Below are 15,794 nucleotides of genomic sequence, written 5' to 3' on the forward strand. Positions count from 1 at the left end.
TTCTTGACTATTACCGAGCCGTGATGTGACCATTTTCGCCAAGCGAAAGGGTGGTCACGCATGGACGCACGCACGGGGGTCGAACTCAGGAGCATGGCGGACGCCGTGCTCCAGCCCGGGTTCGTCGGCAAAGAGCCGCCGCCGTGGCTTCGTCGCCGCCTCGCCGAAGGGCTGGGCGGCGTCGCGCTGTTCGCCCGCAACGTGGTCGACCGCGACCAGGTCGCCGAGCTGACCGCGGCAATGCGTGCCGAGAAGCCGGACGTCATCGTCGCCATCGACGAGGAGGCCGGCGATGTCACCCGGCTCGATGCGTACACCGGTAGCCCCTGGCCCGGCAACCTCGCGCTCGGCGCGATCGACGACCCGGCCCTGACCCGCGAGGTGGCCGGCCACCTCGGGCGCGATCTCGCCGCGGCCGGCATCACCTTCGACTACGCGCCCGACGCCGACGTCAACAACGACCCGAACAACCCGGTCATCGGCTCGCGCGCGTTCGGCGCCGAGCCCGAGCGCGTGGCCCGGCACACCGCGGCCTGGATCACCGGGCTGCAGGAGGCCGGCGTCGCGGCCTGTGCCAAGCACTTTCCGGGCCACGGGAACACCAACGTCGACTCCCATCTGGACGTACCGCTGATCAAGGCCGGCCGCGCCGACCTCGAGGCCGTCGAGCTGATTCCGTTCCGGGCCGCCATCGCCGCGGGCGTGCAGGCGGTGATGAGCGCGCATCTGCGAGTACCGTCGCTGGATCCCGACTTCCCGGCAACCCTCAGCCGCAAGATCATGACGGACCTGCTCCGCGGCGAGCTCGGCTTCGACGGCCTCATCGTCACCGACGGCATCGAGATGCGCGCCATCTCCGACCGGTACGGCCTGGCCAACGCCACCGTGCTCGCGCTCGCGGCCGGCGCCGACGCCATCTGCGTCGGCGGGGAGCACGCGGACGAGGAGACCGCGACCATGCTGCGTGACGCGATCGTCGCCGCGGTCCGCTCCGGCGAGCTCGCCGAGGAGCGCCTCGCTGACGCCGCCGCGCGGGTCGCCCGCCTGGCCGCCTGGTCGCTCGCGGTCCCGAAGGTCGCCCCGGACCCGCGTGCGGCCGCCGTGGGCCTGTCCGCGGCCCGGCGCGCGCTGCGCATCTCGGCCCCGGAGGCGACGTTCCCGCTCGCCGCCGCGCCGTACGTCATCGAGTTCCAGCCCCAGCTCAACCTCGCCATCGCCCCCGAGACGCCCTGGGGCCTGCTCGCGCCGCTGGCGGAGCTGGTGCCGGCCACGACGGGCACGCGGCTGTCGTCGTCGGCGGGCCTGCCCGACGCCCTCGAGGCGTCCTGCGGGCGGCCGCTCGTGCTGGTCGCGCGGGACCCGCACCGCTACGAGTGGATGACGGAATCCTTGAAGGGCGCGTTATCGGTACGCCCTGACGCCGTCGTCGTCGAGATGGGCGTCCCGGCCTCTCCACTGGGCGACGTGCACATCGCGACCTTCGGCGCGACGGCCGCGGCCGGCCGCGCCGTGGCCGAGCTTCTCGCCGGCCGCTCCTGATCGCCGGGCCGGCCGCGGCTCTTTGCCGGTCTCGTCACGTCGTCGCGCTCTTTGGCAGCCTTGGCGCGTCGTCACGCTTTTTTGGCGGGCCGGGCGCTTCCGTCGCGTCTTCGTCGGCGCCATCGATTCGTGACCTGGGCCGCGGGCGGGCCTGAGAGGGCGCTCAGCGGCGCTCACCGAGTTGTTACCGGGGCCGGTCTAGCATGCCGGTATGTCCCGCACCCAGTCCCGCCCCGGTCTGCTCGTTGCCGGCATCGCCGCGCTGACGGCCACGCTCGTCGCGCTCTCCGGCTGCTCCTCCGACGACAAGAAGAGCTCGGCCCCCTCGGCCGACCCGAACCTGCCGGCGGCCGACGGGCTGCTCAAGGACTCCTCGACCGCGATGGGCGCGATCAAGAGCGCCAAGTTCCTCATCGCCGCCGACGGCACGATCGCGGGCATCGCCCTCAAGCGCGCCGAAGGCGTGCTGACCAAGGAGGGCAACGCCCAGGGCACCGCGCAGATCGAGCAGATGGGCGCGGCGACCGACCTGAACTTCACGATCGTGGGCCAGACGATGTACCTCAAGGGCCCGACCGGCGACTACCAGCAGATCCCGCTCGCCCTGGCCGCGTCCGTCTACGACCCGTCGGCGATCCTCGACCCCGAGCGCGGCATCGCCAAGGTGCTGAGCACCGCGACCGAAGGCAAGACGGAGGCCTCGGAGAACGTCGACGGCCAGGCGACCTACCGCGTGAGCGCCAAGTTCCCGGCCGAGAACCTCTCCAAGATCGTGCCCGGCGTGACCGGCGCGGCGCCGGGCCGGGTGTGGATCGCCAAGGACAACAAGCGACTGCTGAAGGCCGCGTTCGATCTCCCGGCCGTCGGTGACTCGAAGGGCGGCACGGTGACGGTGACCTTCACCGAGTTCGACGCCGCCGTGACGATCACGCCGCCGAAGTAGGCCGCGCCCGATGCCGTTCGCCGACACCGTCGACTCGTGCGGCGGGGATATGTCGGGCGCTTCGCGCCACGACATATCCGACATTTCCGTATTGCCGGTGCGAGCCGGACTTCGCGCTGGCCGGGGTTGCTCGCCGTCGCTTGACGGCGATGGGACGCGGTTCGCTTCCGGGCGCCGCTTTCGTTGGGGGTCGGCGGTGAGCGAGGCGTGACCGCGGCCGGTGAGGAGCGGGCGGTCGACGCGGTCGACGGTGGCGGCGACAGTGCGAGCGCGGCCGGCGGGAACGGGAGCGCGGCTTCTGGCGGCGGAGTGAGAGCAACCGGCGGCGGAGCGGATGCGACCGACGGCTTTGCAGATGCGGCTGGCGGCGGAGTGGGTGCGGCTGGCGGCAGCGTGAGTGCGGCGGGTGGTGGCGGTGTGGGTGCGGCTTCTGGCGGCGGAGTGGGTGCGGCTTCAGGCGTCGGCGTGGGTGCGGTCGGTGGTGGCGGGGTTCGGGTTCGGCGGGGGCTGGCGATCGGGGTCGGTGGGGCGACGGTGTTGCTCGCGGCCTTGGACGCGTACGTGGTCGTGGGGGTGCTGACCGACATCCTCGATGCGCTGCACATCGCGACCAACCGGCTCGAACGCGTGACGCCCGTGGTGACCGGGTTCCTGCTCGGGTACATCGCCGGGATGCCGCTGCTCGGGTCGCTCTCGGATCGGCTCGGGCGGCGGGCGGTGATCGTCGGGTGCCTGGCCGGGTTCGCGGGCGGGTCGGTGCTCACCGCGGCCTCCGGGGACTCCATCTGGCTGCTCACCGCCGGGCGCACCGTGCAGGGCCTGGCCGGCGGCGCGCTGCTGCCGGTCACCCTCGCGCTGGCCGGGGACCTCTGGGCCGAGCGGCGCCGGGCCGGCGTGCTCGGGGCGGTCGGGGCGGCTCAGGAGCTCGGGAGTGTGCTCGGGCCGCTGTACGGGGTCGGGGTCGCCGCCCTCTTCGGGTCGTGGCGGGGGATCTTCTGGCTCAACCTCCCGCTCGCGGCGATCGCGATCGCGCTCGTGTGGGTGGCGCTGCCGGGGCGGGCTCAGGGGGTACCGAAGCGGAAAACCGATGTTGTGGGCGGGCTGTTGCTGGCCCTGACGCTCGGTGTCGCGGTGGTGGGCCTCTACAACCCGGATCCCGAGCGCGCGGTGCTGCCGCCCTGGGGTGGGTGGGCGCTGGCCGGTGCCGGGGTCGGGGCGCTGCTGTTCGTGGCGTGGGAGGCGCGGGCCCGCACGCGCCTGGTCGACCTGCGCGGGGCGCTGCGGCGGCCGTTCTTCGCGGCGCTGGGGGCCAGCTTCTGCGCGGGGGCGGCGCTGATGGTGACGCTGGTCGACGTGGAGCTGGTGGCGCAGACGCTGCTCGGGCGGAGCGGGGTGCAGGGGACGCTGGTGCTGACCCGGTTCCTGATCGCCCTGCCGGTCGGCGCCGTGCTGGGCGGATGGCTGGTGTCGCGCGCGGGCGAGCGGGTCGTCGCGGTGGCGGGGCTGGTGGTGGCCGCGGCCGGGTACGTGCTCGTGGCCGGCTGGCCCGCGAACATCCTCGACGTGCGGTATCTCGGGCTGCTGCCCCGGCTCGACACCGACCTCGTGATCGCCGGCTTCGGGCTCGGGCTCGTGATCGGCCCGCTCTCGGCCGCGGTGCTGCGCGCCACGCCGTCGGCGCAGCACGGGGTGGCGTCGTCGGCGGTGGTCGTGGCGCGGATGATGGGCATGCTGATCGGCGTCGCGGGGCTCACCGCCTGGGGGCTGCACCGCTTCCACGAGCTCACGGCGCACCTGAACTTTCCGCTGGTGTTCGGCAAGTCGCCGGACGAGCAGCGTCGGCTGCTGGATGCCTACAAGGAGGCGTTGCAGGGGGCGCTTCGGACGGAGTACCGCGAAATTTTCCTCGCCACCGCCGTCATCTGCGTCCTGGGTGCCCTGTGCGCGCTGCTGCTGCCGGGGCGCTCGCGGGCGGCCAAAAGCTAGCGGACGGCCGAAAGCTAGACGAAGCCGCCCGCGCGGGCGAGCGAGCAGATCGCGAGCAGGCGCAGGGCGGGCCACTCCAGGGCCGACCAGTCGAGCTCGCTCGTCGGCGGCAGCTGCCACTGGGCCTCGATGAGGGCATCGCGCACGCCGGTGGCGTAGCCCGCGAGCGGGACGGCGCCGGGGCCGTGCTCGGGGTCGCCGAGGGCGTCGCGCACGGCGGCGGCGTGCTGGTCGATCGTCGCCTGCAGGCCCGCGGACTCGCGCGCCGCGGCCAGGCCGGCCTCGCCGAGCCAGGTCATGAGGCCGTTGAGCGTCGAACGGGCGACGCTGCGTCGGGTGGCCTCGGCGTAGTCCCCGAAGGCGTCCGGGCCGGCTGCGGTGTAGCTCGTGTCGTTGGACATGCCACCGACTTCGGCCGTCCCGGACCCGGCTGAACCGCCGGACCCGCCCCGCACCCCGCGCGACCCGGCCCGCTCCCAAACGCTGCGGAATCAGCCGAATGATCAGTCCGCGACACGCCGGTGCCGCGCGGGATGAATCACCGCAAATCGCCCCCGTCGCCGAGAACTGGCGGTGACAAACCCGAAGATAGGTCATATTCGGACCTATACCCCGGCAGGCGAAAAATCCGATAAGTCGCGGCGCGGAGCGCCCGACTTATCGTCCGCAAGCGGAGCGGGAGCCCGGGCCCCCACCCCGTCCGCGGCAGAGAGGAGCGGGCTCAGTTGTAGCTGCGAGCCTTGGGCTCGTCCGGCATCAGGACCCACCAGCACGAGGTGGATGTCGTGGCGCGGGGCGCCCGGCTGATGGGTCCCCATCCCGTCTGGTGGCAGGGAGAGGAGCGGGCTTCGTCCGGCATCAGGACCCACAGCGCGAGGTAGATGTCTTGACGTGGGGCGCTCGAGATGGGAGTCCGGGCCGCACCCCGGACCCCCACCCCGCCTGTGGTGCGGAGAGGAGCGAGCTCAGTTGTAGCTGCGGGCCTTGGACTCGTCCGGCATCAGGACCCACAGCACGAGGTAGATCACGAACTGCGGGCCGGGCAGCAGGCACGAGATGACGAAGATCAGCCGCATGATGTTGGGCGAGATGCCGAAGCGGCGGGCAAGGCCCGAGCAGACGCCGGCGATCCAACGGTTGTCACGGGGCCTGACGAGACTGGACATAACCTCGCTCCTTCGTCGATGTGTACCTCAACCGTAGAAATGCCCGGCCACCTCGCCCTCCAACCTTTGACCGAAATCGCGCGCCCCTCCCACTAGGGAATGCTCCGCACGGGTAGCCGGTCGGTTGCCGCGTGTTGCGTGCCGGTTGACCAGCTCAGGCCGGGTGTGACGGGCCCGATACCCAGTGCGTCAGACCTCACCTGTTCCCGAATGGAAGGCCTACGTACAGTGACCCGGTTCGCCCGCCGCGCCACCACCATCGCCGCCGCCCTCATCGCGGCGCCGCTCGGCTTCGCGCTCGTCACGACCGCCGGACCACAGGCCCTCGCGGCCGGCGCGCCCGTCTCGGCCGGTGTCGCGCACGTCGTCGAGGCTGTGGGTGCGCAGGCCGCGGACGACGCGGCCGCCAAGACCTCCTACACGTCGAAGAAGAAAAAGAAGAAGAAGTCGGCCGCCAAGAAGACGCCCACCAAGACGCCGACGACCACGCCGACGAAGCCGGCCACGCCGGTGACGACCACGCCGACCACGGGGCAGTACGCCGCGATGGAGAACGAGGTCGTGACGCTCACGAACAACTACCGCCAGGCCAACGGCTGCGGGGCGCTGCGCATCGACGCGCGCCTGGTCACGGCCGCGCGGGCGCACAGCACCGACATGGTGACGAAGAACTACTTCGACCACACCGGCTCGGACGGCAGCAACTTCGTGCAGCGTGAGGCGGCCGCCGGCTACACCACCGGGGCCTCGGCCGAGAACATCGCGTGGGGCTACCGCACGGCCCAGGACGTGGTCACGGGCTGGATCAACAGCCCCGGTCACCGGGCCAACATCCTCAACTGCCAGAGCGTCGCGGTCGGCGTCGGCCTGGCCTACAAGACCGACGGCACCCCGTACTGGACGCAGGACTTCGGCCGAGTCTGAGCCTGAGAAGGCAGCCTGAGAAGCCGAGTCTGAGAAACAGCCGAACCCGCGAGCCTGGAAACCCAGGTCGCCGAGCGGGTAGAAAGCACGAGTGACCCTCACCGTTCGCAGAGCGCTGCTGCTGGCGGGCACCATGCTGGTGCTCGCCGGCTGCGGCGAGGACAAGGCGGCCGCCCCGCCCGAGGCGAAGTCCAACGCGGGCGCCTACGACCACGTCGACGTGTGCTCGCTCGCCGGCGATGAGCAGTACAAGGCCGCGCTCGGCGAGAGCCCCGCCGGCAAGGAGCGCCGCGACACCGACAGCCTCAAGGCGTGTGCCGTCGACGGCTCGTCCGGCGCGTTCTACATCTTCCTGAGCGTGATGCGCCCGTCGATGGCCGCGGCCGAGCAGGTCGACTTCGACAAGGCCGCCGCCAAGGACGCCAAGGGCGTGGACGCGACGACGTTCTCGTTCTTCGATGACAGCCAGGCGTACGTCGAGACGTACGACGGCGACCTGGTGCTGCGCGCGTCGTTCGTGTACTACGTCGACAGCGGCAAGATCACCGACGGTCCGGGCATCGTCGAGCGCCTACATACGCTGCTCGGACAGATGACACAGAAAGTCTAGGATCGGTTCACCGCACCTGCTTAGCGTCCGGGCGCATGAAGAATCTTCGACGTGTCGGCCTCGGCGTGGGCGTCGGCGCGCTGGCGCTCACCCTGACGGCCCCGAGCGCCTCCGCCCACGCGGGCCACGACGGCCGCGGCGGATTCGGGCAGGCCACCCTCACCGGCTGGGCGATGCTGCCGGCGGCGACGTTCGTCTCCGCGAGCGACCCGTCCGGCGCGCTGCTGGGCGGCACCCCGTCCAACGGCATCACCCCGCCCTTCGACGACCAGCCCGTTCAGGGCTTCAGCGGCATCCTCAAGAACGGCGACGGCACGTTCGACGTCATCTCCGACAACGGCTACGGCAACAAGGCCAACAGCGGCGACTTTGTGCTGCGCATCCACCGCGTCGCGCCGGACTACGGCAAGAAGACCGTGGACGTGGTCGGCGGCATCAACCTGACCGACCCGAACAACTTCGTGCCCTTCGCGCTGACCCGCAAGGACCGGGTCCTCACCGGCGCCGACTTCGACATCGAGTCGATCCAGCGGGTCAAGGACGGCTCGTACTGGATCGGCGACGAGTTCGGCCCGTACCTGCTGCACTTCGACCGGGCCGGGCGCCTGCTGCAGGCCCCGATCTCGCTGCCGGGCGTGCGCGCGCCGGAGAACCCCGAGGGCAACCCGAACCTGGGCAGCAGCAAGGGCTTCGAGGGCATGGCGCTGTCGCCGGACGGGCGCACGCTCTACCCGCTGCTGGAGGGCACGGTCGCCGGCGACCCGGCCGGCAGCCTGCGGTTCAACGAGTTCGACGTGGCCCGGCAGAAGTACACCGGCAAGGTCTGGACCTACCAGCTGGAGGACCCGAGCAACTCGATCGGCGACGCGATCGCCGTCGACGACGACCGGTTCCTGATCATCGAGCGCGACCAGGGCCAGGGCGCCACGGCCAAGCTCAAGCGGATCTACCTGGCCGACAAGCGCGACCGCAACCGCGACGGCAAGATGGACAAGACGCTGGTCGCGGACCTCATGAACATCGCCGACCCGCGCCACCTGTTCGGCCCGGCCGACGTGTTCACCTTCCCGTTCCAGACCATCGAGGACGTCGTGATCCTCGATGACCGCACGCTGGGCGTGGTGAACGACAACAACTTCCCGTTCTCCAGCGGCCGCACCCCGGGTCAGCCGGACAACGACGAGTTCATCACCATCCGCCTGACCGACGACCTGCACGCCGACAAGCGCTTCCTCAAGTAGCGCGACCGCCGCGGTGTGCGGCCTCGGGCCGGAAGGTCACGGAACGAGGCTGCACACCGCGAGCAGGCGCAGCATCGCCCACGACGGGCGTGACCAGTCCTCGAGCGGGTCTCCGGCATCCCGGGCCGCGTCGCGGATCGCCGCCGAGTAGCCGGCCAGCGCGACCGGGTCGAGCAGCGCCCCGCCGAGCGAGTCGCGGATCGCGGCCGCGTGCTGGTCGACCCGGGCGAGCAGGTCGGGGCGCTCGGTGACCGCCGCCCGGCCGGGGCGGCCGATGGTGGCGGCGAGCTCGGCGAGGCCGGCGCGCGCGATCCAGGCGCGGCGTCCGGCGGTCAGCTCATCGAAGGGGGCACTCACGTCGCGACGATAAGCCGAGCGTGCGCTGTTGCACAGCCCCGACATGGCCGCACGCGTGCGGCACCGGCGCAGGACGAGCCAAACCGCCAGGTTCGTCCGGTTGTTCCGGTGGGTAATTGGACCCGCATGGCCGATCGCGAGGAGCCGAGGGACCGGCGCGGGGAGACGCGGGACGAGCGGTTTGACCGGAATTGGACGGAACTGCTCCAGGAACTGCGTGTCGCGCAGACCGGCGTGCAGATCCTCTTCGCGTTCCTGCTGACGCTGCCGTTCAACCAGCGATTCGCCGAGGTGACCCCGGGACAGAAGGCCACCTATATCGTCACGATCCTGTGCACCGGCCTCGCCACGCTGTTCCTCATCGCGCCGGTGAGTCACCATCGCATTCTCTTCCGCCGGGGCCGCAAGGGAGAATTGGTGGCGACGAGCAGCAATCTCGCCGGCGTCGGATTGTGGTTTCTGTGGCTTTCGATCGTCGGCGCGATTTTCCTGATCTTTCAGGTGGTCGTCGGAATGTCCTGGGCGGTCGGCGTGAGCGCCGCGTTCGCTGCAGCTTTCATCGGGATCTGGTACATCCTGCCCACCGTCCAGGCGTTGAAGCGCTTCACATCTTGACAGCTCCGCCGTGCTGCGACACCTTGGGAACGCTCCCACATCTTTTCCGCCAAAGGGGTGTCCGTGCAGCGCAAATTACCCATCGCCATTGCGGCGGCTTTGCTGGTCGTCCCGCTGAGTGCCTCCGTGGCCCACGCCGATCCAGCGGAACAGGTCATCAACGGAACCTTCGACAACGGCACCGACCCGTGGTGGTGGACCGGCAACTCGCCGGCCTCGGTCATTGACGGGCGACTGTGCGCGAACATTCCCGCGGGCACCACCAACCCGTGGGACGCCATCATCGGGCAGAACGCGATCACCCTGCAGGCCGGCGAGTCGTACCGGCTCGCCTTCTCGGCCAGCGCGTCCGTCCCAGTCACCGTGCGCGCGAACGTGCAGCTCGCGGACCCGCCGTACACCCAGGAGATCTCCGAGGCCCCGCAGCTCACCCCGCAGCCGCAGGACTTCAGCTACACCTTCACCGCGGCCGCCGACACCACCGGCGGGCAGGTCGCGTTCCAGGTCGGCGGCAGCGCGTCGGCCTACCAGTTCTGCGTCGACAACGTCTCGCTGCAGGGAGGGGCACCGCCGCCCGTGTACGTGCCGGACACCGGCCCGCGGGTGCGGGTCAACCAGGTCGGGTATCTCGCCAACGGCCCGAAGCAGGCCACCGTCGTGACCGAGGCCACCGCGGCCCTGCCCTGGCAGCTGCGCAACGCGGCCGGCACCGTCGTCGCCGGCGGGAACACGACCCCGCGCGGCCTCGACGCCACGAGCGGGCAGAACGTGCAGACGGCCGACTTCTCGCAGTACAAGACCCAGGGGAAGGGATTCACGCTCACCGCCGACGGCGAGACCAGCGTGCCCTTCGACATCGGCGCGAACGCCTCCTACGAGCAGCTGCGTGCCGATGCCCTGTCCTGGTTCTACGTGCAGCGCAGCGGCATCGAGATCTCCGACGCGATCGCGCCCGGATACGGCCGCAAGGCCGGGCACCTAGGGGTGGCGCCGAACCAGGGCGACACCGACGTGCCGTGTCAGACGGGCGTGTGCGACTACCGGCTGGACGTGCGCGGCGGCTGGTACGACGCCGGCGACCACGGCAAGTACGTGGTCAACGGGGGCATCGCGGTGTACCAGCTGATGAGCACCTTCGAGCGCTCGAAGGTCGCGTCCAGCGCCAAGCCGCAGGACCTCGCCGACGGCTCGCTGCGCCTGCCGGAGCACGGCAACCAGGTGCCCGACGTGCTCGACGAGGCCCGCTGGGAGCTCGAGTTCCTGCTCCGCATGCAGGTGCCCGCGGGTCAGCCGCTGGCCGGCATGGTGCACCACAAGGTGCACGACCAGAACTGGACCGGCCTGCCGCTCGACCCGGCCGCCGACCCGCAGCCGCGCGAGCTGCACCCGCCGTCGACCGCGGCGACGCTGAACCTCGCGGCCACGGCGGCGCAGGGCGCCCGGCTCTTCGCGCCGTACGACAAGGCGTTCGCGGCCAGGCTGCTCGCGGCATCCAAGACGGCGTACGCGGCGGCCGTGGCCCACCCGGCCGTTTACGCGCTCGGCAGTGACAGCAACGGCGGCGGCGCGTACGACGACAGCGACGTCACCGACGAGTTCTACTGGGCGGCCGCCGAGCTCTACATCAGCACGGGCGAGAAGGTGTACCGCGACGCGGTCACGAGCTCGAAGTGGCACACCGCGGAAGTCTTCAAGCCCGAGGGCTTCAGCTGGGGCTTCACCGCGGCGCTGGGCCGGCTCGACCTGGCGACCGTCCCCAACGGGCTGCCGGACCGCGACCGGGTGCGCAAGTCCGTGGTGGACGGCGCGAAGGGCTACCTCGCGACCGTGCGCGCCAACCCGTACGGCATCGCGTACGCGCCGGGCTCCGGCAAGTACGAGTGGGGCTCCAACAGCGCCGTGCTCAACAACCTCGTCGTCATCGCGACCGCCTACGACCTGACCGGGTCGGCGGACTTCCGTGACGGGGTCGCGAGCGGCATGGACTACCTGCTCGGGCGCAACGCGCTCAACCAGTCCTACGTCACCGGCTACGGCGAGCGCGCGTCGCAGAACCAGCACACGCGCATCTTCGCGCACCAGCTCAACGCGTCGCTGCCGCACCCGCCGGCGGGCTCCCTCGCGGGCGGCCCGAACTCCAACCTGCAGGACCCGCTCGCGCAGAAGCTCCTGCCCGGCTGCGCGCCGCAGTTCTGCTACGTCGACGACATCAACTCGTACTCGACCAACGAGATCGCGATCAACTGGAACTCGACGCTGTCGTGGGTGGCCTCGTTCATGGCCGACCAGGGCGAGGGCGGCGCGCCGGCGGCGTCGGGGTGCTCGGTGCAGTACAGCACCGTGCTGAACCTCGGTGGCTTCTTCATCGCGCAGGCCACGATCAAGAACACCGGCCGGCAGACGCTGAACGACGTGCGGGTGCGCTTCGCCTACACCGGCACGCAGAAGGTCGAGCTGGCCGTGAACGGCACGGCGAAGCAGACCGCCGCGGATGTCGAGCTGGCGCCGCGGGACTCGCGGCTGAAGCCGGGCGAGCAGACCACGATCCTGCTCGTCGGAACCGTGCCGTGGGGGCCGAACGCGGGCCCGGCGACATTCCGCTGCTGACGGACGCCGGCGACGGCCCCCTGCCCGCCTCCCGAAGGGGCGGCGGGCAGGGGGCCAGGGCAAGATTGCCGGGTGGGCGGGCGGAAGCGCGAGACGGGGATCGTGGAGCAGGTCGACGGCGGCGTCGCGGAGCTGCGCCCCGACGACGGCCGCCCCGGGCGATGGACGCTGCTGCTGGACGGGTACCCCCAGTCGGCCCTGGACCTCGAGGATCCGCGGCTGCTCGATTTCGAGTACATGCGCCGGATCGCCTCCGTCATCGACGCGATGGCCCCGGCCGGTGCCCGGCTGTCGGTGCTGCACCTGGGCGGCGGGGCGCTGACCCTGCCGCGGTACGTGGCGGCGACCCGGCCCGGCTCGGCCCAGCGCGTGGTCGAGCGCGACGCGGCGCTCATCGACTTCGTCCGTCGTGAGCTGCCCCTGCCCCGCGGCGCCGACATCCGGGTCCGCGCGGCCGACGCGCGGGAGGCGGTCGAGTCGCTCGCGCCGGGCCGCTTCGACCTGGTCATCGCCGACGTCTACGGCGGGGCCCGGGTGCCTGCGCACCTGGCGTCGCTGGAATTCCTGACCGAGGCCGCGCGGCTGCTGCGCCCCGACGGGGTGTACGTGGCCAACCTGGCCGACGGCTCCGGGCTCGCGTTCGCCCGCGGCCAGGCGGCCACGCTGCGGCGGGTGTACGGCGAGGTGCTCCTGCTCGCCGAGCCGGCGGTGCTGCGCGGGCGCCGCTTCGGCAACGTGATCCTGGCGGCCGCGGCCTCGCCCGGGCGCATCCCGGCGGCGACGCTGGCCCGGGCCGGCGCGGCGGACCCGTTCCCGGTCCGGCTCGTGGCCGGCGACGACCTGACCGACCTGATCGCGGGCGCCCGCGTGGTGACCGACGCGACCGCGACCCCCTCGCCCCCGCCCCCGGCCAATCTCTTCTGAGTGGTTGTTACCGACCAGTCCCCGGGACGGAGCTTAGGGATCGTTCAGGATCCGAATACAGTTCCGGAATGCTCGAATTCGACATCGTCCCGGCCGAGCGCCGCCCAGCCGCCGAGCGCGCGGCCCTGCTCGCCGATCCCGGGTTCGGTCGCGTCTTCACCGACCACATGGTCACGATTCGGTATGCCGAGGGCGAGGGGTGGCGGGACGCCCGTCTGATCCCGTTCGGGCCGCTCTCGCTCAGCCCGGCCACCGCGGCGCTGCACTACGGCCAGGAGCTGTTCGAGGGGCTGAAGGCGTACGTGCTGCCGGACGGCGGCATCGGGCTGTTCCGCCCCGAGGCCAACGCGCGCCGGCTGAACGCGACCGCCGACCGCCTGGCGATGCCGGCGCTGCCGGAGGAGCTGTTCCTCAAGGCGGTCCGGACCCTGGTCGAGGCGGACCGGGACTGGGTGCCGGCGGGCGAGGGGCAGAGCCTCTACCTGCGCCCGTTCATGATCGCCATGGACCCGTTCCTGGGGGTCCGGCCGTCGTCGGAGTACCTCTTCGCGGTGATCGCCTCCCCGTCGGGCGCGTACTTCTCCGGCGGCGCCAAGCCCGTCACCGTCTGGATCTCGCAGGACTACTCGCGGGCCGCGCCGGGCGGGACGGGCCACGTGAAGGCCGCCGCCAACTACGCCGTGAGCCTGCGCGCCCAGGCCCAGGCCCAGGACGCGGGCTGCGACCAGACGGTGTTCCTCGACGCGGTCGAGCACCGCTGGATCGAGGAGTCGGGCAGCATGAACCTCTTCTTCGTCTACGGCTCGGCCGATGCCCCGGTCCTGGTGACCCCGCCGCTGAACGGCTCGATCCTGCCCGGCGTGACCCGCGACTCGGTCCTCACGCTCGCCCGGCACCGCGGCTGGGCCGTGCAGGAGCGGCCGTACTCGGTCGACGAGTGGCGCACGGACGCCTCGAACGGCTCGCTGCTGGAGACGTTCGCGTGCGGCACCGGGGTGGTCATCACCTCGATCGGCCGGGCCCGCTCGCACGACGGCGAGTTCGCGATCGGCGGCGGCGCGGAGGGCCCGGTCACGGCCCAGATCCGCGACCGTCTCGTCGGCATCCAGCGCGGCCGCGCCGAGGACCCGTTCGGCTGGTCGGTCCGCATCTGACGCGAACGCTCCCGGCCGGCCGCGGTCAGGCACGCCCGCAGCCAGTCACGCCCGTGGCCGGCCGGGAGCGTCACAGCATGGACAGGTGCACGTGGTTCGTATGGTCGCTGGACGGGTCGCCGTTGCCCCCGCTGTAGGCGTGCCAGCCCGCCGCCGGCGTCCACACCTGGCGGAACCAGATCACGTAGAGCACGCCGAGCGCCGAGGCGTTCTTGACGAAGTAGGCCGCCAGGTTCGTGCCGTAGGTCTTGTCGGCCCCGCTGGCCACGCCGCCGAAGCCGTCCGAGGCCGCGGCGAAGTCGCAGGCCCGGCCCTTCGGATGCTCGTAGGGCCCGGACGGGCGGAAGCACGAGTAGAAGTGCGTGAAGCCCGCCTTGCGCGCCTCCTGGGCCGCGTGCAGCGTGCGCGGGGTGATACAGCCCGTCGTCGTCGGGTCGTCGATGATGCAGTTCTCGGCCGGCCAGGAGCCGTCGGCGTTGCGCGGGGCCGGGGTGGCCAGCGGGGAGTTCACGCTGACGTAGCCGTCCGCCCTGCCTCGCATCTTGGCCAGGGCCGACTCGGCATCCGCCTTCTTCTTGGCCTGGATCGCGGTCTGCGCCTGCTGCTTGGCCACCTCGTCGTCGGCCGCCTTCTTGGCGTCCGCGAGGTCCTTCTCCAGCTTGGTCAGCCGCCCGATCTGGCGGTCGTTGTACTGCGCGATCGTGTTCACCAGCAGCACGCGGTCCATGAACTGCTCGACCGAGTCCGTGTTCACCAGCGCGGCGGTGAGCCGGACGTTGCCGCCGGTGCGGTAGGCCGCGGCCGCGATGACGTTCACGCTCGCGCGGACCGGCTCCAGCTCCTTCTGCATCGCGTCCATCTGCGCGGTCAGCTCGGCCTGGCGCTTCTTGGACGCGTCCAGCACGGCCTGGGCCTGCACCCACTCCGTGTTGGCCGCGTCCAGTTTCTCGCCGAGGGTGAGGTCGGTGCCCTCGTTCGGCGCGCCCGTCGGATCGCCCGGCGCGGCGCCCGCGGGCACGGCCCAGGCGCCGATCAGCACGAGCGCCGTGAGCATCAGCATGAGTACCCGGCGCCGCATGCGGGTGAGCGTACCGAACCGCAAACGCCGCGCACAGGCTCAAGAACGCGGCCGGATGACCACCGAAAGTCACGCTGAACCTTCGCGGAGCGACGAGCGTAAGGACCTTTCGGGTTCGAACAGTTGTGCGGCGTGTCGGATTCGGTCATCGACGGTTTGCTTTGCTAGCGTGCGCGCTAGCAAACGGCTAGCGGGAGTGATGTTGGAAGCGACAGAGAAGACGGTGGCGATGCCGCCGCAGCGGCCGCGGTTCGACCGGGTCCAGCTCAACACCCGGGTGCGGGTCGAGATCGAGCAGACCCTGCAGCGGTTCGTCGTCGACCACAACACCACCGTGCAGAGCTCGGTGGACCTCGCGCTGGCCGAATTCCTCGAGGCCCGGGGCTATCGGCTGCCCCAGCCCGACAACGACGGGAGAAACCGGTGAGCACGCCGGGCATCAACCAGCTCGACGCCGATCTGCAGAAGACCGTCAAGCGCACGTCGTACATGCGGCAGTTGTTCTATGTCGTGGTGCTGCTCGTCGCCCTGGCCGGGCAGGTGTCCGGCGCGGTCGAGGCGCTGGGCATTCCGCTGATCTGGGCGATTCCCGCGGTCGGGGCGTTGGAGCTCGGCGGCATCGTCGTGCTCGCGAACGCCGACGTGCGCCG

15 protein-coding genes and 1 pseudogene are annotated in these 15,794 nt (G+C 71.4%); 12 read left to right on the forward strand and 4 right to left on the reverse strand.

Going from position 1 to position 15,794, the window contains the following annotated elements:
* Nucleotides 1–60: 60 nt before the first annotated feature.
* The 3 genes from ABT369_RS36395 to ABT369_RS36405 all read left to right on the forward strand — a co-directional run bounded on the left by ABT369_RS36395 (nucleotide 61) and on the right by ABT369_RS36405 (nucleotide 4,468).
* Nucleotides 61–1,539, forward strand: a complete 1,479-nt coding sequence (locus ABT369_RS36395) for a glycoside hydrolase family 3 protein (RefSeq protein ID WP_350619083.1) — start codon at nucleotides 61–63, stop codon at nucleotides 1,537–1,539.
* 211 nt (nucleotides 1,540–1,750) lie between these two features.
* Nucleotides 1,751–2,482 (forward strand): LppX_LprAFG lipoprotein, encoded by a 732-nt coding sequence (locus tag ABT369_RS36400; RefSeq protein ID WP_350619085.1) that lies wholly within the window; start codon nucleotides 1,751–1,753, stop codon nucleotides 2,480–2,482.
* Between the two features lie 534 nt (nucleotides 2,483–3,016).
* On the forward strand, nucleotides 3,017–4,468 hold the full coding sequence (locus tag ABT369_RS36405) for an MFS transporter (RefSeq protein WP_350619087.1): 1,452 nt from the start codon (nucleotides 3,017–3,019) through the stop codon (nucleotides 4,466–4,468).
* 14 nt (nucleotides 4,469–4,482) lie between these two features.
* On the opposite strand, the gene ABT369_RS36410 is transcribed toward ABT369_RS36405, so the two are convergent.
* Both ABT369_RS36410 and ABT369_RS36415 read right to left on the reverse strand, forming a co-directional pair.
* A complete protein-coding gene (locus ABT369_RS36410) occupies nucleotides 4,483–4,869 on the reverse strand; it encodes a DUF6401 family natural product biosynthesis protein (protein ID WP_350619089.1) in 387 nt (128 codons plus the stop codon).
* 564 nt (nucleotides 4,870–5,433) lie between these two features.
* Nucleotides 5,434–5,634: a PspC domain-containing protein gene (locus tag ABT369_RS36415; RefSeq protein WP_350619091.1), complete on the reverse strand. Its 201-nt coding sequence runs from the start codon at nucleotides 5,632–5,634 to the stop codon at nucleotides 5,434–5,436.
* A gap of 228 nt (nucleotides 5,635–5,862) precedes the next feature.
* Between ABT369_RS36415 and ABT369_RS36420 the strand changes: the two genes are divergently transcribed.
* The 3 genes from ABT369_RS36420 to ABT369_RS36430 all read left to right on the forward strand — a co-directional run bounded on the left by ABT369_RS36420 (nucleotide 5,863) and on the right by ABT369_RS36430 (nucleotide 8,409).
* Nucleotides 5,863–6,558: a CAP domain-containing protein gene (locus tag ABT369_RS36420; RefSeq protein ID WP_350619093.1), complete on the forward strand. Its 696-nt coding sequence runs from the start codon at nucleotides 5,863–5,865 to the stop codon at nucleotides 6,556–6,558.
* 91 nt (nucleotides 6,559–6,649) lie between these two features.
* On the forward strand, nucleotides 6,650–7,168 hold the full coding sequence (locus ABT369_RS36425; RefSeq protein WP_350619095.1) for a hypothetical protein: 519 nt from the start codon (nucleotides 6,650–6,652) through the stop codon (nucleotides 7,166–7,168).
* Nucleotides 7,169–7,203: 35 nt separating this feature from the next.
* Nucleotides 7,204–8,409 (forward strand): esterase-like activity of phytase family protein, encoded by a 1,206-nt coding sequence (locus tag ABT369_RS36430; RefSeq protein WP_350619097.1) that lies wholly within the window; start codon nucleotides 7,204–7,206, stop codon nucleotides 8,407–8,409.
* Between the two features lie 36 nt (nucleotides 8,410–8,445).
* Here ABT369_RS36430 and ABT369_RS36435 read toward each other — a convergent pair whose 3' ends face one another.
* Nucleotides 8,446–8,766: a DUF6401 family natural product biosynthesis protein gene (locus ABT369_RS36435; protein ID WP_350619099.1), complete on the reverse strand. Its 321-nt coding sequence runs from the start codon at nucleotides 8,764–8,766 to the stop codon at nucleotides 8,446–8,448.
* A 126-nt stretch (nucleotides 8,767–8,892) separates the two neighbouring features.
* On the opposite strand from ABT369_RS36435, the gene ABT369_RS36440 reads away from it, so the two are divergent.
* From ABT369_RS36440 to ABT369_RS36455, 4 genes are all read left to right on the forward strand, one after another.
* Nucleotides 8,893–9,381, forward strand: coding sequence for a DUF6328 family protein (locus tag ABT369_RS36440; protein ID WP_350619100.1), 489 nt, complete (start codon nucleotides 8,893–8,895; stop codon nucleotides 9,379–9,381).
* A gap of 63 nt (nucleotides 9,382–9,444) precedes the next feature.
* The gene (locus ABT369_RS36445) at nucleotides 9,445–11,988 is read left to right on the forward strand and encodes a glycoside hydrolase family 9 protein (protein WP_502891861.1); all 2,544 of its coding nucleotides are present in this window, start codon (nucleotides 9,445–9,447) and stop codon (nucleotides 11,986–11,988) included.
* A gap of 72 nt (nucleotides 11,989–12,060) precedes the next feature.
* A complete protein-coding gene (locus tag ABT369_RS36450; protein ID WP_350619102.1) occupies nucleotides 12,061–12,912 on the forward strand; it encodes a spermidine synthase in 852 nt (283 codons plus the stop codon).
* A 68-nt stretch (nucleotides 12,913–12,980) separates the two neighbouring features.
* Nucleotides 12,981–14,066: a branched-chain amino acid aminotransferase gene (locus tag ABT369_RS36455; protein ID WP_350619103.1), complete on the forward strand. Its 1,086-nt coding sequence runs from the start codon at nucleotides 12,981–12,983 to the stop codon at nucleotides 14,064–14,066.
* Between the two features lie 70 nt (nucleotides 14,067–14,136).
* Here the strand turns inward: ABT369_RS36455 and ABT369_RS36460 are convergent, their stop codons facing one another.
* Nucleotides 14,137–15,144 (reverse strand): coiled-coil domain-containing protein, encoded by a 1,008-nt coding sequence (locus ABT369_RS36460; RefSeq protein ID WP_350619105.1) that lies wholly within the window; start codon nucleotides 15,142–15,144, stop codon nucleotides 14,137–14,139.
* Nucleotides 15,145–15,343: 199 nt separating this feature from the next.
* Here ABT369_RS36460 and ABT369_RS36465 point away from each other — a divergent pair, with 199 nt between their 5' ends.
* Both ABT369_RS36465 and ABT369_RS36470 read left to right on the forward strand, forming a co-directional pair.
* Nucleotides 15,344–15,571, forward strand: coding sequence for a hypothetical protein (locus ABT369_RS36465; protein WP_350619107.1), 228 nt, complete (start codon nucleotides 15,344–15,346; stop codon nucleotides 15,569–15,571).
* Nucleotides 15,568–15,794 (forward strand): annotated as a pseudogene (locus ABT369_RS36470) (hypothetical protein); the annotation flags it as partial. The gene ABT369_RS36465 and the pseudogene ABT369_RS36470, both read left to right, overlap by 4 nt.

Source organism: Dactylosporangium sp. NPDC000244 (assembly GCF_040300725.1).
Taxonomy (GTDB): domain Bacteria; phylum Actinomycetota; class Actinomycetes; order Mycobacteriales; family Micromonosporaceae; genus Dactylosporangium.